This window comes from Pseudomonas sp. NFXW11, assembly GCF_049887815.1.
In the GTDB taxonomy this organism is placed as follows: Bacteria; Pseudomonadota; Gammaproteobacteria; order Pseudomonadales; family Pseudomonadaceae; genus Aquipseudomonas.
Genome location: NZ_JAGEKI010000005.1, coordinates 207,092 through 231,958, shown reverse-complemented (window position 1 = coordinate 231,958; position 24,867 = coordinate 207,092). Strand labels below are relative to the sequence as shown.

Below are 24,867 nucleotides of genomic sequence, written 5' to 3'. Positions count from 1 at the left end.
GCAGGCTTTGAGTGTTTCTGGGCAGGAGTCTAGTTTGCACTTTCGATGTTATATGGCGCTTTGCCATGTTGCTGACGAGTGGTTGACTCTTTAAGGCGTGGGCGCTTGCGGGGCGTTTTCTGAAGGGGCAGGCGAGAGTTGGAGTTGGGTATGTTTTTTAAGGAATGGTCATGGCGCTAACCAGCAAGATTTCTCTCTACAACCCGCAGTGGCCCGAAGCATTCGCCTGGGAGAAAGCCCGTATCGCCGAGGGTTTCGCTGCCGAGCTGGTGGATATCCAGCATGTGGGCAGCACCGCCGTTCCCGGGCTTGCGGCCAAGCCGGAAATCGATGTGCTGGTGGTGGTTTCGCAGCATCGGGAGGCAGTGGCGCGTCAGGCGTTCATGGCCACTCTGGGTTATGTCCGTGGCAGCGATCTGTCGCCGGGGCATCACTTCTATCGGCGCGATATCCATGCGGTGCGTACCCATAAGGTGCATGTGTGCATCGAGGGGCATGAGCAGATCGGGCGCATGCTGCGCTTTCGCGACCTGCTGCGCGGCGATGCCGAACTGCGCCAGCAGTACCAGGCGCTCAAGCTGCGGCTCGAAGCCGACAATCGCCACGGCATCGGCGAATACCTGGCGCAGAAGGCGCCCTTTATCGATGCCGTTATGGGCGCTCAGCCGCGCTGAGGCGCCTGGCTGCCTCAGGCTCCGAGCTGCTCCTGCAGCAACCTGGCAAAGGCGTCCCGGGCGCGGTGCCGCTGTACATCCTGGTGCCAGACAAAACGGTTGCCTACTGGCAACAGGTCACTGAAGCGCTGCACGTTCAGGGTCGCTGATTGCGCGTAGCGCGCCAGCACGCCTTCGGGGATCAGCGAGACGCCGGCCCCGACGCTGACGCAGCCGATGATGGTGCCCCAGCTGGCATAGCCGGTGATGGGCAGGTTCAGGCCATGCTTGCCCAGCCAGTTTTCCAGGGCGCGGCGATAGGGGCAGCCTGGTGGCCACATGAACAGGTGGTGCCCCTGCAGGTCGCTGGCGCTGCGGATGGGCGCGCAGGCGCTACTGGAGATCAGTACCAGAGGCTCGTGGTAGAGCACGGTCTGCTGCAACTTGGCCGGCAGGCTGTCGATGGCCACCAGGGCGCCGTCGATGCGCTGCTGCTGCAATTCCTCGAAGAGCTGCGACCAGGTGCCGGTCTGCAGTTCCACGCGCACCTGCGGGTAGCGCCGGTGGTACTCCGCCAGCAAGGGTGGCAGGCGGCCGCCGGCACAGGACTCGATCGAGCCCAGGCGCAGCACGCCGCTGGGTTCGGCCTGGCTGTCCAGGGCGCGCTTGGCTTCGTCCACCAGGGCCAGGATGCGTTCGCTGTAGCCGAGAAAGATTTCTCCGCTGGGGCTCAGTTGCAGGCCGCGTCCGATACGGGTGAACAGCGAGGTGCCGAGTTCGCTTTCCAGTTGCTTGAGGCGGTTGCTGATATTGGAGGGCACGCAATGCAGTTGCTCGGCCGCCCGGGCGATGCTGCCGCTGCGGGCCACGGCTTTCACCATCTTCAGTTGGCTCAGTTCCATTGCTCATTTCCAGTGATGAATAGCCTCAGTATCGGTTAATTGTGGTGAGGTGTGGAGGGCGGGACACTGCGACTTCTCTCCTTTTTCGTGGATACCAGGTCGTGACTATTTCGCCCCTGTTCAAGCTGCTGTTGGCCACCGCTGCGGTGATCCTGTGCTGGGCCTATTCCCCGGTGGGCATTCATATCGGTCTTGAGGGTTACAGCCCCGGGCACCTGGCGCTGCTGCGCTTTCTGCTTGCTTCACTGGTGATGGCGCTGATGGCGTTGTTCCTGGGCATCGACTTGCCGCGTTGGCGGGATCTGCCCTGGCTGCTGGTGCTGGGGCTCTTTGCCATCGCCTTGCATCACGTCTGCCTCAATCATGGCCAGCAGGGCTTGAGTGCCGGGGCCTCCAGCGTGCTGGCGCAATCGGCGCCGATCTTCAGCACGCTGATCGCCTTTTTCTGGCTCAAGGAACCGGTCAGTGGCTGGCGCTGGGGTTGCGTGGTGCTGGGGCTGCTGGGGGCGGTGCTGGTGGTGGCGGGCGACCAGGGGCTGGGCGCGGTCGAGCCGCGGGGGGGGCTGGTGTTGCTGGCGGCATTTTCCTGGGGTTTGTACTTTGTCTTGCAGCGGCGCTATTCCGGGCGCTATGGGGTGCTGACCACGGTGTGCTACATGGTCTGGGGCGCTACCTTGCTGTTGCTGGTGTATGCCCCGGGATTGGCCCGGGCGGTGGTTCTGGCGCCGTTGCGGGTGAATCTGGCGGTGCTGTTGCTGGGGGTGTTTCCCAGCGCCCTGGCCTATCTGGCCTGGGCCTATGTGCTGGCGCGGGTCGAGGTGAGTCGGGCGTCGATCGCCCTGTACCTGATTCCGCCCGTGGCCATGCTGCTGGCAGCCATGGTGCTGGGGGAGACCGTGCAACCGAGTGTGGTGCTGGGGGCGGTGGTGGTGCTGGGCAGTGTGCTGGCCATGCAGCTGGAAGGGCGTTGGCGGCAGTGGCGCAACGGGCCGCGGGCCAAGCGCCGAGGGGCGCTGATGCAAGGCGACTGATAAGCGGCAAGGCCCCGTCAGCACGGGGCCTTGCTTGCTGAATCAGCCTTTCTTCTTGAACAGCCGGCCGACGAACGCGGCAATGGCGAGGAAACCGATGACGATGAATTTCTTGCCCGCCAGCAGCAGTACCCCGAGCTTGGCGAACAGCCCGGCCTTGCTGGCGATACCGCCGGCCACCAGGGCAGCCAGGCCGTAGCCGGCCAGTTTGTCGGTGCTCGGGTTGTAGTCGGCGTAGCGGTTGCCGTCGGTGAAGTTGGTGAAGGCCAGGACCTTGGGAATCTCGCGCTTGATGGTGGGCAGGTCGTGCATCGAGGCCACGGCATTGAGTTCCAGCACGCCTTCGCGACCCAGCACGCGGATGCTGTAGTTCAGGGTATTGCCCTCGGCGCCTTCGGCCTTCAGCTCACGAGCCCAGTACATCTTGTGCGATTGTGCGTCATAGCTGGGCTGCTCGGCCCAGCCCAGCAGGTGGATGGCGCCGTAGCCCTGTTCCTTGCGCTGCTTGTTGTCTTCCTCGTCCGCTTCCTGCATCTGCTTGAGCAGGTCCTGGTAGTTGATCTTCGCCGCATCGTCGTCGGAGATATGGCCGTCATCCTTGTAGCTGATGATCACGCCCCAGCCTTCGGCGGCCAGCGGGCTGACAGCGCTGGGTACGATCATGCCCAGGGTGGTGAAGCCGGGCGGGTTGCCCCAGCCTTCGGTGAGCAGCTTCTCGGTGTCCTTGGGGTTCAGGTAGTAGAACTCCTTGCTCAGCTCGAGGCTGGCGATATCCCCGGGCAGCTTGACGTTGCCGTGGCGCGGCGAGAGCGAGGCGAGAAATTGCTCGGCGCTCTGTTCTTCGCTGTTCTGGCTTGTGCTCGGAGTGGCGGCGCTGGCGAGCCAGGGGGCGGCGCAAAGCAGGGCCATGGCCATGAGGTGGCGCAGGTACTTCATCGTATTCCCTTACATTTTGTGACAAGTGGCGCGGAGGATAACGATGAGTCGCTAGTGGCTCAATGCAATGTTTCTATTTATTTCTGTATTGGCAGTGGAAGGGCGTCTGGCTCGACGCCACTTCCAGTCTTGAATCAAGCCGCGGTGAGGTACAGCACGCGCAGGCGATGCCCGTCCGGATCGAGGCCGAGCAGGGTGTAGCCGAAGCCCGTTTCGGTCGGTGGCTGGGCGATGGTCATGCCCAGCTGTTGCCAGTGTCGATGCAGCTCATCCACGGTCGCGCGGCTGTCCACCGCCCAGCCCAGTTCGCTGCCACCGCCGGCTGCTTGCGCCTCGGGTTCGACGTTGGGGCGGGACCAGAGGCCCAGCTTGATGCCTGAGTCGAGAATGAACAGGGCGAAGGCTTCGGTGGAGTGCGCTGGCGGCTTGTCCAGCAGGCGGCTGTAGAACGCCGTGCTGACACTGGTGCTGTCTACGTAGAGCAGGAAATAGGTGTTGCTGATCATGCTGACTCCTGAGTGCTTTGGGCGCTGTGAGGGGCGCCAGCTTAGGTGGCAGGGCCGTCAGTTCCTGTCAGGAGTCGTGATACTGGATGTGGCGTCATATCGCCGGCATGTGGCCGAACCTGCATGCAGCGGCAGGAACGGCGATCCGGGGATCGCCACACGGGACGGATTGAAGAAGAGGCCTGCATGCCTGGAATGGGTTGGCGGGCCTCTTGCGGTGGATTTGTTGCGGGGCTCAAGGCTTGGACAAGGCCTGGTCTACCGCTGCTATCAGCTTTCCCAGATCCTTGGGGGTGGCTTTGTGAATGACACCGAACAAATAAGCCCGCTGTTCCTCTTCGTCGCCCAGATCGGCAAAGAAGGCTTTCAGCTTCACTCCCAGTGCATCGGCTAGCAGAAATAGAGCTTCAACGCTGGGGGTGTAGGTGCCGGTTTCGAAGCGGCTGATGGTTTTTGGGTCAAAACCGGTTTTTTCACCTAGTTCAGCCTGAGTAAGCCCGGCTAGCTTTCGATAGCGCTTGATGGCTGCACCCAAACTTGAAATTTGCATCGCTCAATTCCCATTTAGAATCAAGAACTTAACGATAAATATTGGCATTAGACAACATCATGGTTCATCACCTTGCTTTGCAAAATGTGATGTATTTCGTAGAATCGGCGCTTCGGACAGGTATTTGGTGATCTAGTTTCAGAAGGCAGGTTTATGAAACAGGAAATCATTGCATTTCACTTGTTCACCTAAACCCAGGGCTTGGCAGAGGCTCGAACGTCTCGCAATTGCCGCCAACGCTCCGTCCGCCGTTCCCACCTGACGCCTTATCTGATCCTAGTTGATCTTCGTTGAATCAACGGTCAACTGCCGCGCAAACCGCTGTACGGCCGCAATCAAGGCGAACCTTCCGATTGGGCCGTGCTGCCAGGAAACTACAGTGCGAAGCAGCCGGTTGCCGGTCTTCCGGTAACTGTTGATCGCAGGCTGTCTATGGAGTTCTAAAGTGCGTCTCAATTTGCCGGTCACCTCTGTTGAGCAGACCTTTCCCGACCAGCAGCGGCTGATCTCCGCCACCGATACCAACAGCCTGATCACCTATTGCAATGCCGAGTTCGCCGCCATGAGCGGCTTCAGCCAGGCCGAACTGATCGGCAGCCCGCACAACCTGGTGCGCCACCCGGACATGCCGGCGGCGGTGTTCGAGTCGATGTGGGGTTACCTCAAGGCCGGCCAGAGCTGGATGGGGGTGGTGAAGAACCGCTGCAAGAACGGCAATTTCTATTGGGTCAGCGCCTATGTCACGCCGATCCTCGAAGACGGGCGGCTGGTGGGCTATGAGTCGGTGCGGGTCAAGCCAACCCGGGAGCAAATCAGCCGCGCCGAGGTCCTGTATGCAAGGTTGCGTGCCGACAAGGCGCCGGTTTCGACCTGGCGCCGCCTGCAGGCCGGAGCCCGGCCACTGCTGCTGCCGGTGGCGGTGTCGCTGGTTTGCCTGGCTGCGTTCAACTGGTTGCCGATGCCGGCGGCCCAGGGCCTGACGGTTTCCGCTTTCGTCGGCGTCGGCCTGTTGGCCCAGCGTCGTTTGGGGCGCCAGCTCAAGCAGATAGTCGGCAGCACCCCGAACACCTTTGCCGATCCGATCTGCGCCCTGGCCTACAGCGAAGCCCTGGGGCCGGCGGCGCAGTTGCAGATGATCCTGATCAGCGAGGAAGCGCGCCTGAAAACCGCCCTCACGCGCTTGAGCGACCTGGCACGGCAGATGGCCACGGCGGCGGCCGATTCCAGCCAGTTGTCCAGCCGTACCGAGTCGGCCCTGCTGGAGCAGCGCGCCGAAACCGACATGACCGCCGCCGCCATGACCCAGATGGCGGCGTCGATCACCGAGGTCGCCGAGCATGTGCAACACACCGCCAGCGAGGCCCACACCGCCAACCTGCTGGCCCGCCAGGGCAGCGAAGTGGCGGGCACCTCGCGCGAGGCGATTCTGCTGCTGGCCCGCACCGTCAGCCAGATCAACCAGGCGGTGGGCGACCTGGCCGGGCAGACCCAGGACATCATGGTGGCCGCGAGCATGATCCAGGCCATCGCCGACCAGACCAACCTGCTGGCCCTGAATGCCGCCATCGAGGCCGCTCGGGCCGGCGAGCAGGGACGCGGTTTTGCCGTGGTCGCCGACGAAGTGCGAGCCCTGGCCGGCAAGACCCGCGAATCGACCCAGCAGATCCAGGGCATCATCCACAGCCTGCGGGCCGGCGCCGACCAGGCGGTGCAGATCGCCAGCCTGGGCATCGAGGAAGCCGAGCAGGGCGTGCAGCAAGTGCTGCAGGCGCAACAGGCCCTGCAAGGCATCGGCGAAGCGGTGGAGCGCATCACCGACATGAGCCAGCAGATGGCCGCGGCGTCCCAGGAACAGTCCCATGTCGCGGAGTCGGTTTCCGAACAGATCAACGGGGTCGCCGCCACGGTGCAGCGCACCGCCGAGAACGCCAGCGCCGGGGTGCTTCGCGGCGCCGAGCTGGAACACATCTCTTCCGGGTTGCGTGCCCTGGTCGAGCGGTTCAACCGCTAGCGACGGCGAGTTCGACTCATGGATGAGAAATACCGCAGGGCCGTCGATGCCGCCGCCATCTTCTCCGAGACGGATCTGGAGGGGGGGATCACCTATGTCAATGATCTGTTCTGTGAGGTTTCGGGCTACAGCCGCGAAGAATTGATCGGTGCCAATCACCGGATGCTCAGCTCCGGGCTGCACCCTCCGGAGTTCTTTGGCGAGCTGTGGCGGACCATCACTCAGGGCCGGGTGTGGAAGGGCGAGATCTGCAACCGCGCCAAGGACGGCAGCCTGTATTGGGTCGACAGCACCATGGTGCCCCTGGTGGATCAGCGCTCGGGCAAGGTGGTGCGCTATGTATCGATACGTTTCGATGTCAGCGAGAAGCGCCAGTTGCTGCATTCGCTGCAATGGCGGGTGGGCCACGATGTACTGACCGGCCTGCCCAACCGGGCCTTTCTTTCCGACTTGCTGCACCAGGCCCTGGAATTCTCCCGCCAGGAACGGATTCCGCTGGCGGTATGCATGCTCGACCTCGACGGCTTCAAGGCGGTCAACGACGGCTATGGGCACGCCTGTGGCGATCTGCTGCTGGTGGAAGTGGCGGCGCGCCTGCGTTCGATCATTCGCGGCGAAGACGTGGTGGCGCGCCTGGCCGGCGACGAGTTCGTGCTGATCCTGCGTTATGTGCGCGACATGCTGGAATTGCGCGCGGCGCTGCAGCGGGTGCTGGCCGCCATCTCCCAGCCGTATTCGATCCAGGGCAAGGACATCAATGTCTTCGCCAGCATCGGCGTGACCCTGTTTCCCACCGATGACCACGATGCCGACACCTTGCTGCGGCATGCCGACCAGGCCATGTACGTGGCCAAGCAGAGCGGGCGCAACCGTTTCCACCTGTTCGACGTGCTGCGTGATCGCGAGGTCATGGTCACCTACCAGACCGTCGAGCAGGTGCGCCAGGCACTGGACGGCGGCGAGTTGCACCTGCATTTCCAGCCCAAGATCAACCTGCGCAGCGGCGCGGTGGTGGGCTTCGAGGCGCTGTTGCGCTGGCAGCATCCGCAGCGCGGCATGCTCGGCTCCCAGGAGTTCCTGCCCCAGGTGGAAGAAACCGACCTGATCGTCGATATCGGCGAGTGGGTCATGGATCAGGTCATGAGCCAGTTGCAGCGCTGGCAGGCGGCGGGCCATGACTGGCCGGTGAGTCTCAATGTCGCGGCCCGGCACTTCCAGCGCAGCGACTTCGTCGAGCGCCTCAAGGCCATGCTCGACCGCTATCCACAGGTGTCGCCGGCGTTGCTGGACCTGGAAATCGTCGAGTCGGTGGCCATCGACAATATCCAGCGGGTCAGCGACTGCCTCGAGGCCTGCCAGGGCTTCGGCGTGCAGTTCTCCCTGGGGGATTTCGGCACCGGGCATTCCTCCCTCAGCTATCTCAAGCGCCTGCGCACCCAGACCATCAAGATCGACCGATTGTTTGTCCGTGACATGCTCCACGACCAGGATGACCAGGCGCTGATCCAGGCCATGGTGGGGCTGGCCCGGGCCTTTGGCAGGCAGGTGGTGGCCGAGGGGCTGGACAGCCTGGCCCATGGCGAGCGCCTGCTGGCCCTGGGCTGTGAAGTGGCCCAGGGCGAGTTTATCGCGGCGCCGATGCCGGCTGTGGCGGTGCTGGAGTGGGTGCGGGGTTTCCAGCCGCCGCTGTCGTGGCGCGATGCCCGGGGGCAGGGTGAAGTGCTGCCGGAGGCCTGAGAGCCGGGCTCCAGGCCAGTTGCGCTTTGGTGCCACCCGACGCGGCGGCCCAGGTCAAGCGCATAGGGTTACCGGGGTTTGGCGGGCGGGCAAACCTGTGCAAGATGCCGCTTGAATGGATTAGACGAGCGCGCCGGATGCAATTTCGCCCTTGCTCCGCTAGCATTACCGGCTTCCGCTTTCCAGTTGCGACGGTTTTCGATGAGTTATCAGGTTCTTGCACGTAAATGGCGTCCGCGCTCGTTCCGCGAAATGGTCGGCCAGACCCATGTGCTCAAGGCTCTGATCAATGCCTTGGACAGCCAGCGGCTGCACCACGCCTACCTGTTTACCGGCACCCGCGGGGTGGGCAAGACCACCATCGCGCGGATTATCGCCAAATGCCTGAACTGTGAAACAGGCATCACCTCCACGCCCTGCGGGACCTGCTCGGTATGCCGCGAGATCGATGAAGGGCGCTTCGTCGACCTGATCGAGATCGACGCCGCGAGCCGGACCAAGGTCGAGGACACCCGTGAACTGCTGGACAACGTGCAGTACGCACCGAGCCGCGGGCGCTTCAAGGTCTACCTGATCGACGAAGTGCACATGCTCTCCAGCCACTCGTTCAACGCGCTGCTCAAGACCCTCGAAGAGCCGCCGCCCTACGTCAAGTTCATCCTGGCGACCACCGACCCGCAGAAGCTGCCGGCCACCATTCTTTCGCGCTGCTTGCAGTTCTCCCTGAAGAACATGACCCCCGAGCGGGTGGTCGAGCACCTGAGCCACGTCCTCGGCGTGGAGAACGTGCCCTTCGAAGACGATGCGCTGTGGCTGCTGGGCCGCGCCGCCGACGGTTCGATGCGCGACGCCATGAGCCTCACCGACCAGGCCATCGCTTTCGGTGAAGGCAAGGTCCTGGCCGCCGATGTGCGGGCCATGCTCGGCACCCTCGATCATGGCCAGGTCTATGACGTGCTGCATGCGCTGATCAATGGCGACGCCAAGGCGCTGCTGGAGGCTGTGCGCCATCTGGCCGAGCAGGGCCCGGACTGGAACGGCGTGCTTTCGGAAATTCTCAATGTGCTGCACCGGGTGGCCATTGCCCAGGCGTTGCCGGATGGCGTCGACAACGGCCATGGCGACCGCGAGCGCGTGCTGGCCCTGGCCCAGGCGCTGCCGGCCGAAGACGTACAGTTCTACTATCAGATGGGCCTGATCGGTCGCCGTGACCTGCCTTTGGCGCCGGACCCGCGAGGGGGCTTCGAGATGGTCCTGCTGCGGATGCTGGCCTTCCGCCCGGCAGACACCGCGGATGCACCGAGACAGCCGCTAAAGCCAGTGGGGATCAGCCAGGCCACAGTTGATTCCGCCCAAGCCGTGGCGGCGTCGGTGCCGGCAGCACCGGTAGCGACCCCAGCACCCGTGGTCAGCGCTGCTGCCGTTGTCGCGGCGCCTGCCGTACCTGAGCCGGTGGTGCAGCCAGCCGTGGTCGAGCCTGAGCCGGTGGTTGCCGAAGAGGTGGTCGACCTGCCGTGGAACGACCCGGCACCGCCACCCGCCGAGGCGCCCGCGGAGATCGAGCCGACGCCGCCGATGGTCGCAGCGCAGCCGCAGCCGCAGCCGCAGCCAGAACCAGAGCGGGAGCCTGAGCCTCAGTCTGAACCCGAGCCACTGCCGGTTGCCGCAGCCAGCAACGCCATGCCGGATGCGCCGGAGTGGGCCAGTGCGCCCATGCCCGAGTCGAGCCCGGCCGCAACCGTGGTGCCAGGCATCGACCTGGACGACGAGCCGCCCCTGGACGAGGACTACATCGAGCCGGACATGGACTCGGCCTACAGCTACCTCGACGAACTGGCCAGCGAGCATGTCGCCGAGCCGGCCCCGGAGCCGGAACCCGAGCCTGCCGCCGCGCCGGCCACCGGCCTGGCCCTGGAGTGGCTGCAACTGTTTCCGAAACTGCCGATCTCCGGCATGACCGGGAGCATCGCCGCCAACTGCACCCTGATCAGCGTGGATGGCGACCACTGGTTGCTGCACCTGGACCCGGCCCACAGCGCGCTGTTCAACGCCACCCAGCAACGGCGGCTCAACGATGCGCTGAACCAGTACCACGGCCGCCCCCTGACCCTGGCCATCGAACTGATCAAGCCCGAGCAGGAAACCCCGGCCCAGGCCGCGTCGCGGCGCCGTGCCGATCGCCAGCGCGAGGCCGAGGAGTCGATCCATGGCGATCCGTTCATCCAGCAGATGGTTCAGCAGTTCGGCGCCGTGGTGCGCCAGGATACTATTGAACCTGTCGAGGCCCTGGCCGCTCAGGGTTGATCACTTACAGGGCGCCGGACCAGGGGTCGGGCGCCGTTTTTATCCCCGTACTTTGAGGTAATTCCCATGATGAAAGGTGGCATGGTCGGCCTGATGAAGCAGGCTCAGCAAATGCAGGAAAAAATGGCCAAGATGCAGGAAGAACTGGCCAACGCCGAAGTCACCGGCAAGGCTGGCGGCGACATGGTCAGCGTGGTCATGACCGGGCGTCACGACATCAAGCGCGTGAGCATCGACCCGAGCCTGCTGGAGGGTGTCAGCGAAGAAGACCGCGAAGTGCTGGAAGACCTGTTTGCCGCCGCGGTCAACGACGCGGTGCGCAAGATCGAGGCCAACAGCCAGGACAAGATGTCCGGCATGACCGCCGGCATGCAGTTGCCTCCGGGCATGAAGCTGCCGTTCTGATTCGCCCAGGCGTTCGGATGAGTTGCGAAGAAACCAGGCCTTGAGCCTGGTTTTTTTATCCGCCGCCGTCAGCCAGGGCCGGGGCAGGCGCCAACCCGAGCATTTGACGCTACCCCGGGGCGCGGGTATAAACCGCGTCTCGTTGTTTTGTCGGACCTTTGCCCATGAGCTTCAGCCCCCTGATTCGCCAACTGATCGATGCCCTGCGCACCTTGCCGGGGGTGGGTCAGAAAACCGCCCAGCGCATGGCCTTGCAACTGCTTGAGCGTGATCGCAGCGGCGGCTTGCGTCTGGCCCAGGCCTTGAGCCAGGCCATGGACGGGGTTGGGCATTGCCGCCAGTGCCGGACCCTGACCGAAGACGAACTCTGCCCACAGTGCGCCGACCCGCGGCGTGACGACAGCCTGCTGTGCGTGGTGGAAGGGCCGATGGACGTCTATGCGGTGGAGCAGACCGGTTATCGCGGGCGCTACTTCGTGCTCAAGGGCCACCTGTCGCCCCTCGATGGCCTGGGCCCGGAGGCCATCGGCATCCCGCAGTTGCTGGCGCGGATCGAGGAGCAGGGCAGCTTCACCGAGGTCATCCTGGCCACCAACCCCACGGTGGAAGGCGAAGCCACGGCCCACTACATCGCCCAGTTGCTGACCAACAAGGGCCTGATCACCTCACGGATCGCCCACGGCGTGCCGCTGGGCGGCGAGCTGGAGCTGGTGGACGGCGGCACCCTGGCGCACTCCTTCGCCGGGCGCAAACCCATAGCGCTCTAAGGCTACCGGAGCCGGCTTGGCGGCAAAGGACGCCGCCTGGGTTTCTCTTGAAAACCAAGCAAGCGCTTGGTAAGTTCCTCCGACCCTTCAGAGGAGCTTGCCGATGTCTGCCTGCCAGGAATACTTCGACCCCAGCCACCAGTTGGTCCGCGACAGCGTGCGACGTTTCGTCGAGCGTGAAATCCTTCCCGAGATCGACCAGTGGGAGGAGGCGGCAAGCTTCCCCCGCGAGCTGTACCTCAAGGCCGGTGCTGCCGGGATCCTCGGCATCGGTTATCCCGAAGCCCTGGGCGGCAGCCATGAGGGCGATCTGTTCGCCAAGATCGCCGCCAGTGAAGAGCTGATGCGCAGCGGCTCCGGCGGCCTGGTGGCGGGGCTGGGGTCGCTGGATATCGGCCTGCCGCCGATCGTCAAATGGGCCCGCCCCGAAGTGCGCGAGCGGGTGGTGCCGCAGGTGCTCAGTGGCGAGAAAATCTGTGCCCTGGCGGTGACCGAACCCGGTGGCGGTTCGGATGTGGCCAACCTGCAGACCCGAGCCGTGCGCGACGGCGATCACTATCGAGTCAGCGGCAGCAAGACCTTTATCACCAGCGGCATCCGCGCCGATTTCTACACCGTGGCGGTGCGCACCGGCGCACCCGGTTTCGGCGGCATCAGCCTGCTGCTGATCGAGAAGGGCACCCCCGGCTTCACCCTCGGGCGGCAGTTGAAGAAGATGGGGTGGTGGGCCTCGGACACCGCCGAGCTGTTCTTCGACGATTGCCGGGTACCGGTGGGCAACCTGATCGGCGCCGAGAACATGGGCTTTGCCTGCATCATGGGCAATTTCCAGAGTGAACGCCTGGCCCTGGCGCTGATGGCCAATATGACCGCGCAACTGGCCCTGGAGGAAAGCCTGAAGTGGGCCCGCGAGCGCGAGGCGTTCGGCAAGCCCATCGCCAAGTTCCAGGTGCTCAAGCATCGCCTGGCGGAGATGGCCACGGCCCTGGAGGTGTCCCGGGAGTTCACCTATCGCCAGGCGGCGCAGATGGCCGCGGGCAAAAGCGTGATCAAGGAAATCTCCATGGCCAAGAACTTCGCCACCGATACCGCCGACCGCATCACCCATGATGCGGTGCAGATCCTTGGCGGCATGGGTTACATGCGCGAAAGCCTGGTGGAGCGCCTGTATCGCGACAACCGCATTCTCTCCATCGGTGGCGGCACCCGCGAGGTGATGAACGAAATCATCAGCAAGCAGATGGGGCTCTAGGCGCTTTGGCCATGCGGGCCTTAGCCCGGTTCCGGAATCACCAGCGGGCCGCAGTTCTCGTCGCTGACAAACACCGTCAGCAGTTGCGCCGGTTCGGTGCTGCTGGGGTTCTCGGCAAAACTGTGCAACTCGCCCTTGGCTTCGTACCAGGTTTCACCGGCGCTGTAGGTCTGCGCCGGGCTGCCTTGCATCTGCGAACGCACCTGGCCCTTGACCACGAACGCGGTGACGCTGCCCGGATGGCGGTGGGCCGGGGTATGGGCCCCGGGCGGGAAATCCACCAGCAGGGTGGTGACCACCTTACCCGGCATATCGCTCAGGGGCTGGCAGGACAAGGGCTTGATCTGGGTTTGCGGACGCGCCGCGGCCGGGTTCGAGTGAGTGGCGTGCTGGCCCGCGATCAGGGCCGGGTGCGGCCGTTCGAGGTTCCAGGTGGCCAGGGTCATGGCTGCCAGCAGGGCGGCAGCGAGCAGGCCCAGGGGCAGCAGTACCTGAGGCATTTTGAATGGCGATGGGATGCTGTGCATATCAGTGCTCCAGGCGGAAATCAGCTTGCCAGCCCAGCTCTTGGCGGGCTTTTCGGGTGCTGACTTGCAGCTCGTCCTGGGCCAGGTTGTAGCAACCCGGTGTGCCTCGGTCGATAGCCAGCAGGGCGGCATGGGCCGCGGCATCCACATGCAGGCCCAGGGAGGATTCGGCATGCTGCATGCCGGCATCGCCGCCGAACAGGCGTCCATAGCGTAATACCAGGCCATCGAGGCCAGGCGTGCCCAGCACCTGGCGTTCCAGCTCGGCAATGCCATTGACGCTGATGCCTCTGGCGCCAGGAGCATCGGTTTCCAGGGCTTGCTGTTCATCCTGGGGCAGGGTGCCGGGTGCATAGGCCCAGGCGATGCTCTGGGCGATCAGGCGCTGGGCGCCGCCGGCCTGCGCCGCACGAATCAAGCTGGCGGTGCCCCGGCGGCGAATCTCGGCGTTACGCCGGATGCCGTCGGCCATCTGCGCCGGCTCGAGCCCGGCGGGCAGGTCGGTGAGCTGATGGATAACGATCTGTGGCTGGAAGCCTTCGAGCAAGCGGCACAGTTCTTCGGTCTGCAACACATCCAGCACTTGCGCCTGGGCGCCGGCGGCTTGCAGCGCGGCGACCTTGTTTGCGCTACGGGTAATGGCCAACACCCGGTGCCCCTGGGCCCTGAGCAGTGGCAGCAGGCGACGGCCGATCACCCCGCTGGCGCCGGCGATAAAGATGTTATGGCTCATCTGCAACTCCCGATATCGGCCAGGAAACAGGCCGTTGGCGCAACTCTAGGCTTGCTATGGCTTGGTCAGAAGTGGCAAAAAGCAACAAAATGACTGGGACAAGAAGGCCTATCCCGATGCTTGCCGATCTTCAACTGCAACTCGATCGCACCCTGGTACAGCCCGCCTATCGCCAGCTCTACGAACGCTTCAAGGCGGCCATCGGCAAAGGCGTACTGCGCCCCGGCGAGAGGGTGCCGTCGATACGGGTGCTGGCCAGCGAGCTGCAACTGTCCCGTGGCACCGTGGAGCTGGCCTACCAGCTGTTGATCAGCGAGGGCTATCTGCAGGGGCGTGGAGCGGCGGGCACCCGGGTGTCGACGCAACTGAGTGGGACGCGCACGGCGACTGTGTCCCGGCCTTTCGCAGCGCCCCGGGCATTGAACAGCATGCCCCTGGCCGGCGCGCCATTGCCCTATCAGCTTGGTTTGCCGGCGCTGGATGCCTTCCCTCGCGCCTTGTGGTCACGGCTGCACAATCGCCAGGTTCGCGGCATGAGCCCGACGGCCATGGGCTACCCCGCGCCTGCGGGGCTGGCGGCCTTGCGCCAGGCGCTGGCGGCCTACCTGAATATCTCCCGCGGGCTGGCCTGCGAGGCCGACCAGGTGTTTGTCTGTGCCGGTTACAACGGCTGCCTGGAGCTGATTTGCCGGGCCCTGCTGCGGCCGGGGGACGAGGTCTGGCATGAAGACCCGGGGTATGTGCGCAGCCGACAGTTGTTGCAGGCCGCCGGGGCGCGCTTGCTGCCGATACCTGTGGATGACCAGGGCCTGGATGTGCAATACGCCATCGAGCATTCGCCCCAGGCGCGCCTTGCCCTGGTGACGCCGGCACAGCAGAGCCCCCTGGGTGTGGCGCTGTCGTTGCCGCGACGGCTGGCGCTGCTGGAATGGGCGAGCCGCCAGGGCAGCTGGGTCATCGAGGATGACTACGACAGTGAATACCGCTACAGCGGGCGGCCGCTACCGGCGCTGAAGAGCCTCGATCGCCAGGACCGGGTGCTCTACTGCGGAACCTTCAGCAAGGTGCTGTTTCCCGGGGTGCGCCTGGGCTACCTGGTGGTGCCGCAAACCCAGGTCGAGCATTTCCAGCAGGTCGCCGCCAGCTTTCTCGGCGGTTGCCCGGAGCAGGCCCAGGGCGTGGTCTGCGACTTTATCGAGCAGGGGCATTTCGCTCGCCATCTCAAGCGCATGCGCGGGCTGTACGGCGAGCGTCGGCAACTGGCACGCGAAGCCTTGAACGCCGAGCTGGGCGGGGCCCTGGCGTTCGCCGATCTGCCCGGGGGCATGCATTTGCTGGCGCGCACGGCGCAGGATGATCAGGCCCTGGTGCAACGGGCGCGGGAGGCGGGGCTGGGGTTGCAGGCACTGTCGAGTTGGTGCCTGCAGGCGGGTCCTGGCAATGCTCTGCTGCTGGGCTTTACCAATGTGCAGGATGCATTCCAGGCTCGTCAGTGGGCACAACGCCTGGCGCGGGTGATGGCTTAGGCCGGCCCGCGCTTTGGGGCGGATCAGCGTTCGCTCAAGGAGAACTGGGTCAGGCAGAAGGTCGGGATGCCCATGTCTTCCAGCTTCTGCGAGCCGCCCAGTTCCGGCAGGTCGATGATGGCCGCGGCTTCGAAGATCTTCGCCCCCATGCGGCGCACCAGGTTGGCCGCGGCGATCAGGGTGCCGCCGGTGGCGATCAAGTCATCGAACATCAGCACTGAATCGCCTTCGCACAGGCTGTCGGCATGCACTTCCAGGAAGGCTTCGCCGTACTCGGTCTGGTAGCCCTCGGCGAGCACGTCGGCGGGCAACTTGCCCTGTTTGCGAAACAGGATCAGCGGCTTGTTCAGTTGATAGGCGATGATCGAGCCGATCAGGAAACCCCGGGCATCCATGGCGCCGATATGGCTGAAGTCGGCTTCGACATAACGCTGGGCAAAGCTGTCGGCTACCAGGCGCAGGGCCCGGGGAGACTGGAACAGGGGAGTGATGTCGCGAAAGATCACGCCCGGTTTCGGGAAGTCGATAACGGGGCGGATCAGGGATTTGATGTCGAAGGAATCGAAAGCCATCTTCAGGTGTCCTGGCGGGCAAATTAGGCCGCGCCAGTATACCCGTGACCGAGCCGCTTGGCTCAGTCGCAGCGGCTGCGGATCAGCCTTCCACCGAGCCGCCGGCCAGGGCGCAGAGCTGGATCGGATCGAGGATGTGCACTTCCTTGCCTTCGGCGGCAAGCAGTTCGTTCTGCTGGAAACGGGTGAACACCCGGGACACGGTTTCCACCGCCAGGCCCAGGTAGTTGCCGATTTCGTTGCGCGACATGCTCAGGCGGAACTGGTTGGCCGAGAAGCCCCGTGCGCGGAAACGCGCCGAGAGGTTGACCAGGAAAGTGGCGATACGCTCGTCGGCGGTCTTTTTCGACAGCAGCAGCATCATTTGCTGGTCGTCACGGATTTCGCGACTCATGACCCGCATCAGCTGGCGACGCAATTGCGGCAGTTGCAGGGCCAGTTCATCGAGGCGCTCGAAGGGGATTTCGCACACCGAAGTGGTTTCCAGGGCCTGGGCCGAAACCGGGTGGCTTTCGGTGTCCATGCCAGACAGGCCCACCAGTTCGCTGGGCAGGTGGAAACCGGTGATCTGCTCTTCGCCGCTGTCGCTCAGGCTGAAGGTTTTCAGGGCACCGGAGCGCACGGCATACACCGAGTCGAAACCGTCGCCCTGACGGAACAGGAATTCGCCTTTTTTCAATGGGCGGCCACGTTTGACGATTTCGTCCAGCGCGTCCATGTCTTCCAGATTCAGAGAAAGTGGCAGGCAGAGAGGGGCCAGGCTGCAATCCTTGCAATGGGCCTGGTTATGAGCGCGCAGTTTAACTGGCTCGGACATTCTAGAATCCTTGTGGGAAAGCACACATAAGCCGTAAGGGTAACTCACGGGAGGAGGTTCCGGCCAGTCCGTGGCGTAATGACGGTTAGTCGTAAAGCAATCCTTTTACGGGTCGATAACCCGTAGATAAATGCAACTTGGAGAACCGCAATTATGTCCGTTGTTGGTGGTATTACTAATGGCAGCAATAACTTGCAGCCCATTCCTGATTCTTCGAAAAGCACCGATGACAATCAACTAAGGGCTGCACCGTTAGTTGCCGAGCCCGTTCTGGGGGAGGGCGTCAAAGTGTCGCTGTCTGGTGTCGGGTTGGAGAAATCCTCCAGCGCCGCCGGGGGCGACCGCGATATCGAGGAAAGCGGCCTGCCGGAAAATGTTCAACAGATCCTGAAAATGATCAGAAAATTGCAACAACAGATTGCCGAGAGGCTCGCCCGGCTCCAGGCGCTCATGGCCGACAAGCGCCTCAGCCCTGAAGAAGCCCGGGCCAAGGTCACTGCCCTGCAAGCCGACCTGGCCAACCTGAATGGCGCCCTGCTCACGGCCAATGCTACTTTGGCCAAGGTGCTGCGGGAGTCGGGCCTGACCCCTGAGCAACTGCAGAAAGCCGCCGCGCTGTTGATGAAGTCCTAGATCACTCGGGAAAAACGCTGACGGTTCTGCTGGCCCAGGTAGGCATCGAAGACCATGCACACCGAACGCACCAGCAGACGGCCGGCGGGCAATACGCGGATCGCTGTATCGCTGAGTTCGATCAGGCCGTCGTCGTCCATCTCCTGCAACTCCGGCCATAGTTCATTGAAGTAGCCGCGGAAGTCGATATTGAATGCGTGCTCGATGTTTTCGAAGTTAAGACTAAAGTTGCAGATCAGTTGTTGAATAACTTCACGGCGCAGACGGTCATCGGCATTGCATACCAGACCACGACTGGTTGCTAGTTGCGCGCCTGCCAGGGTGTTTTGATAGTGATTCAGGTCGCTGCTGTTCTGGCAGTAGAGATCGCCGATCTGACTGATGGCCGATACCCCCAGGCCAATCAGGTCGCAATGACCGTGAGTGGTATAGCCCTGGAAGTTGCGTTGCAGGGTCGACTCTTCCTGGGCAATCGCCAGTTCATCATCGGGCAGGGCGAAGTGGTCCATGCCGATGTAGCGATAGCCGGCTGCGGTCAGCTGTTCGATGCTGCGCTGGAGCATCTGCAACTTGTCCGCCGGCGCCGGAAGCTCGCTGCCGTTGATCCGCCGCTGGGGCATGAAACGTTCCGGCAGGTGGGCGTAGTTGAACACCGAGAGCCGGTCCGGTTGCAGGTTGATGACTTCATCCACGGTGCGGGCAAAGTTGTCCGGGGTCTGCTTGGGCAGGCCGTAGATCAGGTCGATGTTGATCGAGCGAAATTGCAGGGTGCGCGCCGCTTCGATCACCGCACGGGTTTCCTCCAGGCTCTGCAGGCGGTTGACCGCCCGTTGCACCGCCGGGTCCAGGTCCTGCAGGCCGATGCTGACCCGGTTGAAGCCCAGTTCCCGCAGCAGGCCCATGGTCGACCAGTCGGCTTCCCGTGGGTCGATCTCGATGCCGTAGTCGCCCGAGTCGTCGTCCAGCAGGTTGAAGTGCTTGCGCAGCAGGGCCATCAACTGGCGCAGCTCGTCGTGATTGAGAAAGGTCGGGGTGCCGCCGCCGAAGTGCAGTTGCTCGACCCGCTGGTTGGGTGCCAGGTGGCAGGCGATCAGTTGCATCTCCTGTTCCAGGCGTTGCAGGTAGGGCAGGGCGCGGCTGCGATCCTTGGTGATGACCTTGTTGCAGGCGCAGTAGTAGCAGATGTTGGCGCAGAACGGGATGTGCACGTAGAGCGACAACGGGCGCTGGGCCTTGCGGCTGTCGCGCAGGGCGTGCAGCAGGTCGAAGGCCCCGACCTGGCTGTTGAACTGCACCGCAGTGGGGTATGAGGTGTAGCGTGGTCCCGCCAGGTCGTAGCGGCGGATCAGATCTGTGTCCCAACGAATGGCGTCGAGCATGCGGGAATTCCCCCGGATAGGCTGGCATTGTTCGCGAGTCTAGGAGGTTCAGGCTGCGGCCATCTTGACTTGTATCAAGGGTGCTCGGGAGCTGCTGGGGTAGCACCGGCGGGGGTTGCACCCTGGTGTTCGGGCGCTCGATCGCTGCCCGAGGGCGGCGGTCGAGGCGGGCGTGGGTCAGCTGATGAGGATCATGTCGCTGGTCAGGTGCGCGGCGCTGAAGCCCACCAGGGTCACGCTGTTGTTGCCCAGGTGGATCACCGTGTCATTGCCCTGCTGGCTGCCGGCGCGCAGCACTGCATCGACGGAGGCGAACAGCTCGTGGGAGAACTGCAGCCGGTCGTGGCCGTTCTGATGCAGGTTGAAGTCGGTGATCCGGTCGTGACCGAAATTCGCCTGGTCGAACACGAACAGGTCGCTGCCCACGCCGCCGCTGAGCAGGTCGTTGCCGCTGCCGCCTATCAGCACGTCGTTGCCGGCGCCGCCATACAGCTCATCGTGGCCACTGCCGCCCAGCAGCACGTCATTGCCGTTGCCGCCGTGCAGCAGGTCGTTGCCGGCGCCACCGTCGATGCGGTCATCGCCATCCAGGCCGAAGATCAGGTCGCGGCCACTGCCTCCGGTGAGCAGGTCGTTGCCACTGCTACCTTCAAGCGCCTTGCTGTAGGACTTGTCGGCACCCCACAGGCCTTCGTACACCAGCTTGCCGCCGGTGACGGTGTAGGCCGGGGTCAGGAGTTCGCCAATGCCGCTGATGGCGCCGCCTATCCACGGCAGTTGCCCGAGGGAATTGCCCAGGCCGCTTTCGAACTCCACATGTTCCACCCCATGCAGTTCCTTGAGCCCGTAGCGCCCGCTGGTGTCATTGAGGAACAGGCTGCCGTCCTGCAGGCGGATGGCTTCGTAGGTATTGACCGTGCCCTGGAGGAACACCTTGTCGTCGCCGTCGCCGCCGTACACCACATCGGTGCCGGTGCTCAGGCGGAAGCTGTCATTGCCGGCAAAGCCGTCGAGGAAGTCGTCGCCGCTGCCGTCTTGCAGCTTGTCGGCGCTGGTGCTGCCCAGCAGGAAGGCTGGGGTGCCGTAGTGGTCGGAGGTACTGGTCCATTTGTCACGGACCCAGGTGAAGGCCCGGCTTACCGGGTCGAGGTTGCTGATGATCACCGTGCTGTCGCGCTCGATGTAGTCATAGAAACTGGACTTGGCGATGCGCTCGATGGGGTTGGTGAACAGCCCGCCGAGATGGGATGACCAGTTGCTCAGGTTGGCGATGGAGAACGGGCCGTTGGGCCAGGTCGGCAGGGCGTAGATGCTGTCGAAGAGGATGATGTTGTCGGTGCTGGAGTGGTAGTTGGCATCGCTGCCCTTGAGCGCGTCGAGGATCGCCTGGCCGAGGTCGGTCTCGCCGCCGACGATGCGGTGCACCACGTCGTTCTCGAAGCCGAAGTTGAAGATCCCCTCGCCGTCGTTGATTTTCGGCGATTCCATGCCGAAGTAGTCGGCGTCCTTGAAGAAGCCATCGGCGAGGCTGTCCTTGTGCAGGTACATGTTGTTGACCACGCCGCCGCCCAGGCTGTAGCCGGTAACCAGCACGTCCTTGCCACTCAGCCCCTTGGCGCCGGCGTAGTCCTTTATGGCGTCCAGCAGGTAGTCGAAGGTGCGGATGTAGCTGTTGTCGATCATCGCCGGGTAGAACAGCACGTCGCTCAGGGAGTTGGTGCCGGCGATGGAGAAGGCCAGCTTGAGCAGTTGCCCCTGATCGTCGTACTGGCCGAAGACCTTGGCCTGGGCGCCAAGGGTGTGTTCACCCTTGAAGCTGCCGGTGAGGTCGAGGTGGCTGGGGTCGATGTTCAGGTCCTTGGCGCTGAGTTCCTTCCAGCCGGCGGGGGGCTTGAAGTTGTGGTCGCCGTCGAGCACCAGGCCGGGAATTTCGAACAGCTTGCCCACGGTGGCGGTACCGCTGGTGTAGGCCGCCAGGGTCCAGGCATCGGAGATCAGTTGGCGGGCGTCTTGCCCTTTGTAGTCGAAAATGGACATGTGCATTGCTCCTTGGCCGCCTGTGGGCGCACAGCGCTCGGCAGGCGGGCTTGCTTCAACGGGGGAGGTCGAATCAGCCAGAAGGAAAGGCGACAGCCGTGGAATGCAGGTTCAGCGGGCGCGAGCCGTTCCTCGTTCAGCGCGCCGGGGCGCGCCAGGGGAGCGTAGACGATAGTGCGTCGCGATCAATGGCCCATCAGCCAATGCTGGTGCGGGCCGGGCAGGGTCCAGATACCGAACAGCACCACCAGCAGGCCACCGGCCAGGCGCACGCTGCGCCGGCGCAGCAGGGCGGTGGCCTGTTCCGCCGCCAGGCCCGTGGCCAGCAGCACCGGCCAGGTGCCGAGGCCGAACGCCAGCATCAGCAGGGCACTGTCCAGGGCATTGCCCTGGCTCGCCGACCACAGCAGGGTGCTGTACACCAGGCCGCAAGGCAGCCAGCCCCAGAGCGCGCCCAGGAGCAATGCCCGGGGCAGGCTGGATACCGGCAGCAGGCGGTTGGCGACGGGCTGGATATGCCGCCACAGGCCTCGTCCAAGGCCTTCGATACGGGTCAGGCCGCTCCACCAGCCGGCGAGGTACAGGCCCATGGCGATCAATAGCAGGCCGGCCAGTATTCGCATGAACAGCGCCAGCGGGCTATTGGCCGCGGCCCAGCCGGCCAGGCCCAGCAGCAGGCCAGCCAGGGCGTAGCTGAGGATCCGCCCCAGGTTGTAGGCCAGCAGCAGGCGAAAGCGCCGGCTGCGCTGTTCCCGGGGGATGGCCAGGGTCAGGGCGCCCATCAGGCCGCCGCACATGCCCAGGCAGTGGCCTCCGCCCAGCAGGCCGAGAATCAGCGCGGAAACCAGCAGGGGCGCCAGTTCAAGCATGGGGTGGTTCCGGTTTCTTGCCCGGTTCGGCGTGCTGCTCGGGCTGGGCCTTGGCCTCATCCACTGCGGCGGTGTGGCTCGGGTCCTGGTCGTCGAACAGGATGCTGTGGGCCGGGCCGTCGAGGTCGTCGTACTGGCCGCTGTCCACGGCCCAGAAGAAGATGTAGATGGCGATGGCCACGATCAGCAGTGCGGCCGGGATCATCACGTAAAGAGCTGGCATCTGGACTCCAGGCCCGGCGGCTCAGGCCGGCAGCGGGCGGGTTGCGGGGGCGTCGGCGCTGGCGTCGGACCGCGGCAGGCGGGTCAGGCGCAGGGCGTTGAGCACCACGGTCAGGGAACTGATGGACATGCCGACCGCAGCCCACACCGGGGTGATCCAGCCGAGGGCGGCGAACGGCAGCATCAGGCCATTGTACAGTCCGGCCCAGAGCAGGTTCTCGATGATTACCCGGCGGGTGCGACGGGCCAGGCTGAAGGCTTGCACCAGGGCGTCCAGGCGGTTGGACAGCAGCACCGCGTCGGCGCTGGTCTTGGCCAGGTCGGTGGCCGAACCCATGGCCACGCTGATATCGGCAGCGGCCAGCACCGGCACATCGTTGACCCCGTCGCCGAGCATCAGCACCTTGCGCCCCTGCTGGTGCAACTGTTGCAGTACTTGCAGCTTGTCATCCGGGCGCAGGCCGCCGCGGGCCTCGTCGATCTGCAGTTCGGCGGCAACGCTGGCGACCATCGGCGAGCTGTCGCCGGACAGCAGCAGGGTGCGCCAGCCTCGGGCCTTGCAGGCGGCCAGCAGGGCCGGGGCGTCGCTGCGCAGGCGGTCATCGAGCACCAGCCAGGCCAGGGCGCCCTGGTGGTTGCCGAGCAGCAGCCATTGGCCGGCCTCTTCCGGCATGGCCGGCACCGGGCAACCACTGAGGGCGCAGACAAAGGCCGGCTGGCCGATGCGCAGGCGCTGCTCGCCGACCCGGCCTTCCAGGCCCAGGCCCGGGCTGCTGGTGACTTCCTCGGCGGCCACCGGGGCGCGGCCAAAGGCGCGGGCGATCGGGTGTTCGGAGCGGTTCTCCAGGGCGGCGGCCAGGCTCAGGCAATCATCGGCGCCGAGGCTGCCCAGCGGCCGGATCGAGCGCAGTGCCAGGCGTCCTTCGGTAAGGGTGCCGGTCTTGTCGAAGATCACCGTGTCGATCTGGTTCAGGCCTTCCAGCACATGGCCACGGGTCAGCAGCAGGCCAAGCTTGTGCAGGGTGCCGGTGGCGGCGGTAAGGGCGGTGGGGGTGGCCAGGGACAGCGCGCAAGGGCAGGTGGCCACCAGCATCGCCAGAACGATCCAGAACGCCCGCGAGGCGTCCAGCTGCCACCACAGCAGGCCGATGCCGGCGGCGGCGATCAGGGAGAACAGCAGGAACCACTGGGCCGCGCGATCGGCGACTTCCGCCAAGCGTGGTTTCTCCGCCTGGGCCCGATCCAGCAGGCGCACTATGGCTGAGAGCCGGGTGTCCTGGCCCAGGGCCTGGACTTCCACGGTCAGCGCGCCTTCGACGTTCAGGGTGCCTGCAGTGACGCTGTCGCCGAGGCTGCGGGGCTGGGGCAGGTATTCGCCGGTGAGCAGGGATTCGTCGATGCTCGACTGGCCGTCGAGGATCTTGCCATCCGCCGGCAGCACCGCGCCGGGATGCACCAGCACCCGATCGCCCAGGCGCAGTTCGCTGAGCAGGATGCGTTCGCTCTGACCGTCATCGCCCAGGCGCAGGCAGGAGGCCGGCAGCAGGTTGACCAGTTGCGCGGTGGCCGCTGCGGTGCGTTCCCGGGCTCGGCGCTCCAGGTAGCGGCCGGCAAGCAGGAACAGGGCGAACATGCCCACGGCATCGAAATACAGTTCGCCGACCCCGCTGATGGAGGTCCAGATGCCCGCCAGGTAGGCGGCACCAATGGCCAGGGACACCGAGACGTCCATGGTCAGGTGGCGGGTGCGCAAGTCGCGCATGGCGCCCTTGAAGAAGGGCGCGCAGCTGTAGAAGACAATGGGCGTGGTGAGAAACAGCGCCACCCAGCGCAGGATGGTGTGCAACTCCGGGCTCAGGTCGATATTGAATTCCGGCCAGGTGGCCATGGTCGCCATCATTGCCTGGAACCACAGCAGCCCGGCCACTCCCAGCTGGCGCAGGGCCAGGCGGTTTTCGCTGGCCAGTTGCTCGCTGGCGCGGTCCGGTTGATAGGGGTGGGCGGCGTAGCCGATATGCCGCAGTTCGCTCAGTACCTGGCTCAGGGGCAGTTGGCTGTCGGCCCAGCGCACATGCAGGCGATGGTTGGACAGGTTGAGCCGCGCCTCGGCTACCGCCGGCAGGCTGCGCAGGTGTTTTTCGATCAGCCAGCCGCAGGCGGCGCAACTGATGCCTTCCATCAGCAAGGTGGTTTCCGCCAGCTCGCCCTCATGCCGTACAAAGGGTTGCTGCACGTCGGCACGGTCGTACAGCGCCAGCTCGTCCACCAATTGCACCGGCAGGGCACCGGGGTTGGCCGAGGCTTCGCTGCGATGGCTGTAGTAATGCTCCAGGCCGCCAGCGACTATGGCCTCGGCCACTGCCTGGCAGCCCGGGCAGCAGAACTCGCGGGAGGCGCCGAGCACGACGGCGGTGAACCGGCTGCCGGCGGGAACCGGCAGGGCGCAGTGGTAGCAAGGCTGTGGCGTGGTCATCGGCAGTCTTAGTGGTCGGGAAACA

General features: G+C 64.6%; 23 protein-coding genes and 1 pseudogene. 11 read left to right on the top strand and 13 right to left on the bottom strand.

Translation table 11 applies throughout. The annotated features are described in order from the left end of the window. The first annotated feature begins 170 nt into the window (after positions 1–170). A complete protein-coding gene (locus J4P02_RS10565; RefSeq protein WP_426189822.1) occupies positions 171–674 on the top strand; it encodes a GrpB family protein in 504 nt (167 codons plus the stop codon). 14 nt (positions 675–688) lie between these two features. On the opposite strand, the gene J4P02_RS10560 is transcribed toward J4P02_RS10565, so the two are convergent. Beyond that, on the bottom strand, positions 689–1,555 hold the full coding sequence (locus J4P02_RS10560; protein WP_426189820.1) for a LysR family transcriptional regulator: 867 nt from the start codon (positions 1,553–1,555) through the stop codon (positions 689–691). Positions 1,556–1,656: 101 nt separating this feature from the next. On the opposite strand from J4P02_RS10560, the gene J4P02_RS10555 reads away from it, so the two are divergent. Further along, positions 1,657–2,586, top strand: a complete 930-nt coding sequence (locus J4P02_RS10555; protein ID WP_426189818.1) for a DMT family transporter — start codon at positions 1,657–1,659, stop codon at positions 2,584–2,586. 42 nt (positions 2,587–2,628) lie between these two features. Here J4P02_RS10555 and J4P02_RS10550 read toward each other — a convergent pair whose 3' ends face one another. From J4P02_RS10550 to J4P02_RS10540, 3 genes are all read right to left on the bottom strand, one after another. After that, complete coding sequence (locus J4P02_RS10550; RefSeq protein ID WP_426189816.1) at positions 2,629–3,522, bottom strand: DUF2167 domain-containing protein; 894 nt, start codon at positions 3,520–3,522, stop codon at positions 2,629–2,631. A 134-nt stretch (positions 3,523–3,656) separates the two neighbouring features. Further along, entirely contained in the window at positions 3,657–4,028 is a 372-nt protein-coding gene (locus J4P02_RS10545) for a VOC family protein (protein ID WP_426189814.1), read from the bottom strand. A gap of 235 nt (positions 4,029–4,263) precedes the next feature. Continuing rightward, positions 4,264–4,578: a helix-turn-helix domain-containing protein gene (locus J4P02_RS10540; RefSeq protein WP_426189812.1), complete on the bottom strand. Its 315-nt coding sequence runs from the start codon at positions 4,576–4,578 to the stop codon at positions 4,264–4,266. Between the two features lie 445 nt (positions 4,579–5,023). On the opposite strand from J4P02_RS10540, the pseudogene J4P02_RS10535 reads away from it, so the two are divergent. The 7 genes and pseudogenes from J4P02_RS10535 to J4P02_RS10505 all read left to right on the top strand — a co-directional run. Then, positions 5,024–5,305: pseudogene (locus J4P02_RS10535) on the top strand (PAS domain-containing protein); the annotation flags it as partial. A gap of 231 nt (positions 5,306–5,536) precedes the next feature. Beyond that, the gene (locus tag J4P02_RS10530; RefSeq protein WP_426189992.1) at positions 5,537–6,589 is read left to right on the top strand and encodes a methyl-accepting chemotaxis protein; all 1,053 of its coding nucleotides are present in this window, start codon (positions 5,537–5,539) and stop codon (positions 6,587–6,589) included. Between the two features lie 18 nt (positions 6,590–6,607). Continuing rightward, positions 6,608–8,326, top strand: a complete 1,719-nt coding sequence (locus J4P02_RS10525) for a putative bifunctional diguanylate cyclase/phosphodiesterase (RefSeq protein WP_426189810.1) — start codon at positions 6,608–6,610, stop codon at positions 8,324–8,326. A 201-nt stretch (positions 8,327–8,527) separates the two neighbouring features. Further along, complete coding sequence (gene dnaX / locus J4P02_RS10520) at positions 8,528–10,630, top strand: DNA polymerase III subunit gamma/tau (RefSeq protein ID WP_426189808.1); 2,103 nt, start codon at positions 8,528–8,530, stop codon at positions 10,628–10,630. A 66-nt stretch (positions 10,631–10,696) separates the two neighbouring features. Beyond that, on the top strand, positions 10,697–11,035 hold the full coding sequence (locus J4P02_RS10515) for a YbaB/EbfC family nucleoid-associated protein (protein ID WP_426189806.1): 339 nt from the start codon (positions 10,697–10,699) through the stop codon (positions 11,033–11,035). 164 nt (positions 11,036–11,199) lie between these two features. Continuing rightward, on the top strand, positions 11,200–11,802 hold the full coding sequence (gene recR, locus J4P02_RS10510) for a recombination mediator RecR (RefSeq protein ID WP_426189804.1): 603 nt from the start codon (positions 11,200–11,202) through the stop codon (positions 11,800–11,802). 103 nt (positions 11,803–11,905) lie between these two features. After that, on the top strand, positions 11,906–13,054 hold the full coding sequence (locus J4P02_RS10505; RefSeq protein ID WP_426189802.1) for an acyl-CoA dehydrogenase family protein: 1,149 nt from the start codon (positions 11,906–11,908) through the stop codon (positions 13,052–13,054). A gap of 20 nt (positions 13,055–13,074) precedes the next feature. Here J4P02_RS10505 and J4P02_RS10500 read toward each other — a convergent pair whose 3' ends face one another. Next, on the bottom strand, positions 13,075–13,581 hold the full coding sequence (locus tag J4P02_RS10500) for a cupin domain-containing protein (protein WP_426189800.1): 507 nt from the start codon (positions 13,579–13,581) through the stop codon (positions 13,075–13,077). 1 nt (position 13,582) lies between these two features. Beyond that, positions 13,583–14,314 (bottom strand): NAD-dependent epimerase/dehydratase family protein, encoded by a 732-nt coding sequence (locus J4P02_RS10495; protein ID WP_426189798.1) that lies wholly within the window; start codon positions 14,312–14,314, stop codon positions 13,583–13,585. Between the two features lie 116 nt (positions 14,315–14,430). Between J4P02_RS10495 and J4P02_RS10490 the strand changes: the two genes are divergently transcribed. Beyond that, a complete protein-coding gene (locus tag J4P02_RS10490; protein ID WP_426189796.1) occupies positions 14,431–15,840 on the top strand; it encodes a PLP-dependent aminotransferase family protein in 1,410 nt (469 codons plus the stop codon). Positions 15,841–15,863: 23 nt separating this feature from the next. Here J4P02_RS10490 and J4P02_RS10485 read toward each other — a convergent pair whose 3' ends face one another. Further along, the gene (locus J4P02_RS10485; RefSeq protein ID WP_426189794.1) at positions 15,864–16,412 is read right to left on the bottom strand and encodes an adenine phosphoribosyltransferase; all 549 of its coding nucleotides are present in this window, start codon (positions 16,410–16,412) and stop codon (positions 15,864–15,866) included. A gap of 82 nt (positions 16,413–16,494) precedes the next feature. Next, on the bottom strand, positions 16,495–17,229 hold the full coding sequence (gene fnrA, locus J4P02_RS10480) for a Crp/Fnr family transcriptional regulator FnrA (protein ID WP_426189792.1): 735 nt from the start codon (positions 17,227–17,229) through the stop codon (positions 16,495–16,497). A gap of 288 nt (positions 17,230–17,517) precedes the next feature. On the opposite strand from fnrA, the gene J4P02_RS10475 reads away from it, so the two are divergent. Further along, positions 17,518–17,862 carry a hypothetical protein gene (locus J4P02_RS10475; RefSeq protein ID WP_426189790.1) on the top strand — a complete coding sequence of 115 codons (345 nt, stop codon included), beginning with the start codon at positions 17,518–17,520 and terminating at the stop codon, positions 17,860–17,862. On the opposite strand, the gene hemN is transcribed toward J4P02_RS10475, so the two are convergent. The 5 genes from hemN to J4P02_RS10450 all read right to left on the bottom strand — a co-directional run bounded on the left by hemN (position 17,859) and on the right by J4P02_RS10450 (position 24,842). Beyond that, positions 17,859–19,241: an oxygen-independent coproporphyrinogen III oxidase gene (hemN, locus tag J4P02_RS10470; RefSeq protein WP_426189788.1), complete on the bottom strand. Its 1,383-nt coding sequence runs from the start codon at positions 19,239–19,241 to the stop codon at positions 17,859–17,861. The two genes, J4P02_RS10475 and hemN, sit on opposite strands and share 4 nt — an antisense overlap. A 177-nt stretch (positions 19,242–19,418) precedes the next feature. Then, entirely contained in the window at positions 19,419–21,278 is a 1,860-nt protein-coding gene (locus tag J4P02_RS10465) for a calcium-binding protein (RefSeq protein WP_426189786.1), read from the bottom strand. A 185-nt stretch (positions 21,279–21,463) separates the two neighbouring features. Beyond that, complete coding sequence (locus J4P02_RS10460) at positions 21,464–22,147, bottom strand: sulfite exporter TauE/SafE family protein (protein WP_426189784.1); 684 nt, start codon at positions 22,145–22,147, stop codon at positions 21,464–21,466. Then, positions 22,140–22,370, bottom strand: coding sequence for a cbb3-type cytochrome oxidase assembly protein CcoS (gene ccoS, locus J4P02_RS10455; RefSeq protein WP_426189782.1), 231 nt, complete (start codon positions 22,368–22,370; stop codon positions 22,140–22,142). The genes J4P02_RS10460 and ccoS overlap by 8 nt, the downstream gene beginning before the upstream one ends. 21 nt (positions 22,371–22,391) lie before the next feature. Next, the gene (locus J4P02_RS10450) at positions 22,392–24,842 is read right to left on the bottom strand and encodes a heavy metal translocating P-type ATPase (protein ID WP_426189780.1); all 2,451 of its coding nucleotides are present in this window, start codon (positions 24,840–24,842) and stop codon (positions 22,392–22,394) included. Positions 24,843–24,867 lie beyond the last annotated feature (25 nt).

Coding starts and splice junctions, on each gene's coding strand:
- ccoS (WP_426189782.1), bottom strand. CDS start 22,370: ATGCCAGCTCTTTACGTGATGATCCCGGCCGCACTGCTGATCGTGGCC.
- dnaX (WP_426189808.1), top strand. CDS start 8,528: ATGAGTTATCAGGTTCTTGCACGTAAATGGCGTCCGCGCTCGTTCCGC.
- J4P02_RS10545 (WP_426189814.1), bottom strand. CDS start 4,028: ATGATCAGCAACACCTATTTCCTGCTCTACGTAGACAGCACCAGTGTC.
- J4P02_RS10515 (WP_426189806.1), top strand. CDS start 10,697: ATGATGAAAGGTGGCATGGTCGGCCTGATGAAGCAGGCTCAGCAAATG.
- J4P02_RS10465 (WP_426189786.1), bottom strand. CDS start 21,278: ATGTCCATTTTCGACTACAAAGGGCAAGACGCCCGCCAACTGATCTCC.
- J4P02_RS10450 (WP_426189780.1), bottom strand. CDS start 24,842: ATGACCACGCCACAGCCTTGCTACCACTGCGCCCTGCCGGTTCCCGCC.
- J4P02_RS10460 (WP_426189784.1), bottom strand. CDS start 22,147: ATGCTTGAACTGGCGCCCCTGCTGGTTTCCGCGCTGATTCTCGGCCTG.
- J4P02_RS10550 (WP_426189816.1), bottom strand. CDS start 3,522: ATGAAGTACCTGCGCCACCTCATGGCCATGGCCCTGCTTTGCGCCGCC.
- J4P02_RS10500 (WP_426189800.1), bottom strand. CDS start 13,581: ATGCACAGCATCCCATCGCCATTCAAAATGCCTCAGGTACTGCTGCCC.
- J4P02_RS10540 (WP_426189812.1), bottom strand. CDS start 4,578: ATGCAAATTTCAAGTTTGGGTGCAGCCATCAAGCGCTATCGAAAGCTA.
- recR (WP_426189804.1), top strand. CDS start 11,200: ATGAGCTTCAGCCCCCTGATTCGCCAACTGATCGATGCCCTGCGCACC.
- hemN (WP_426189788.1), bottom strand. CDS start 19,241: ATGCTCGACGCCATTCGTTGGGACACAGATCTGATCCGCCGCTACGAC.
- J4P02_RS10490 (WP_426189796.1), top strand. CDS start 14,431: ATGCTTGCCGATCTTCAACTGCAACTCGATCGCACCCTGGTACAGCCC.
- J4P02_RS10560 (WP_426189820.1), bottom strand. CDS start 1,555: ATGGAACTGAGCCAACTGAAGATGGTGAAAGCCGTGGCCCGCAGCGGC.
- J4P02_RS10525 (WP_426189810.1), top strand. CDS start 6,608: ATGGATGAGAAATACCGCAGGGCCGTCGATGCCGCCGCCATCTTCTCC.
- J4P02_RS10565 (WP_426189822.1), top strand. CDS start 171: ATGGCGCTAACCAGCAAGATTTCTCTCTACAACCCGCAGTGGCCCGAA.
- J4P02_RS10495 (WP_426189798.1), bottom strand. CDS start 14,314: ATGAGCCATAACATCTTTATCGCCGGCGCCAGCGGGGTGATCGGCCGT.
- fnrA (WP_426189792.1), bottom strand. CDS start 17,229: ATGTCCGAGCCAGTTAAACTGCGCGCTCATAACCAGGCCCATTGCAAG.
- J4P02_RS10530 (WP_426189992.1), top strand. CDS start 5,537: ATGCCGGCGGCCCAGGGCCTGACGGTTTCCGCTTTCGTCGGCGTCGGC.
- J4P02_RS10505 (WP_426189802.1), top strand. CDS start 11,906: ATGTCTGCCTGCCAGGAATACTTCGACCCCAGCCACCAGTTGGTCCGC.
- J4P02_RS10485 (WP_426189794.1), bottom strand. CDS start 16,412: ATGGCTTTCGATTCCTTCGACATCAAATCCCTGATCCGCCCCGTTATC.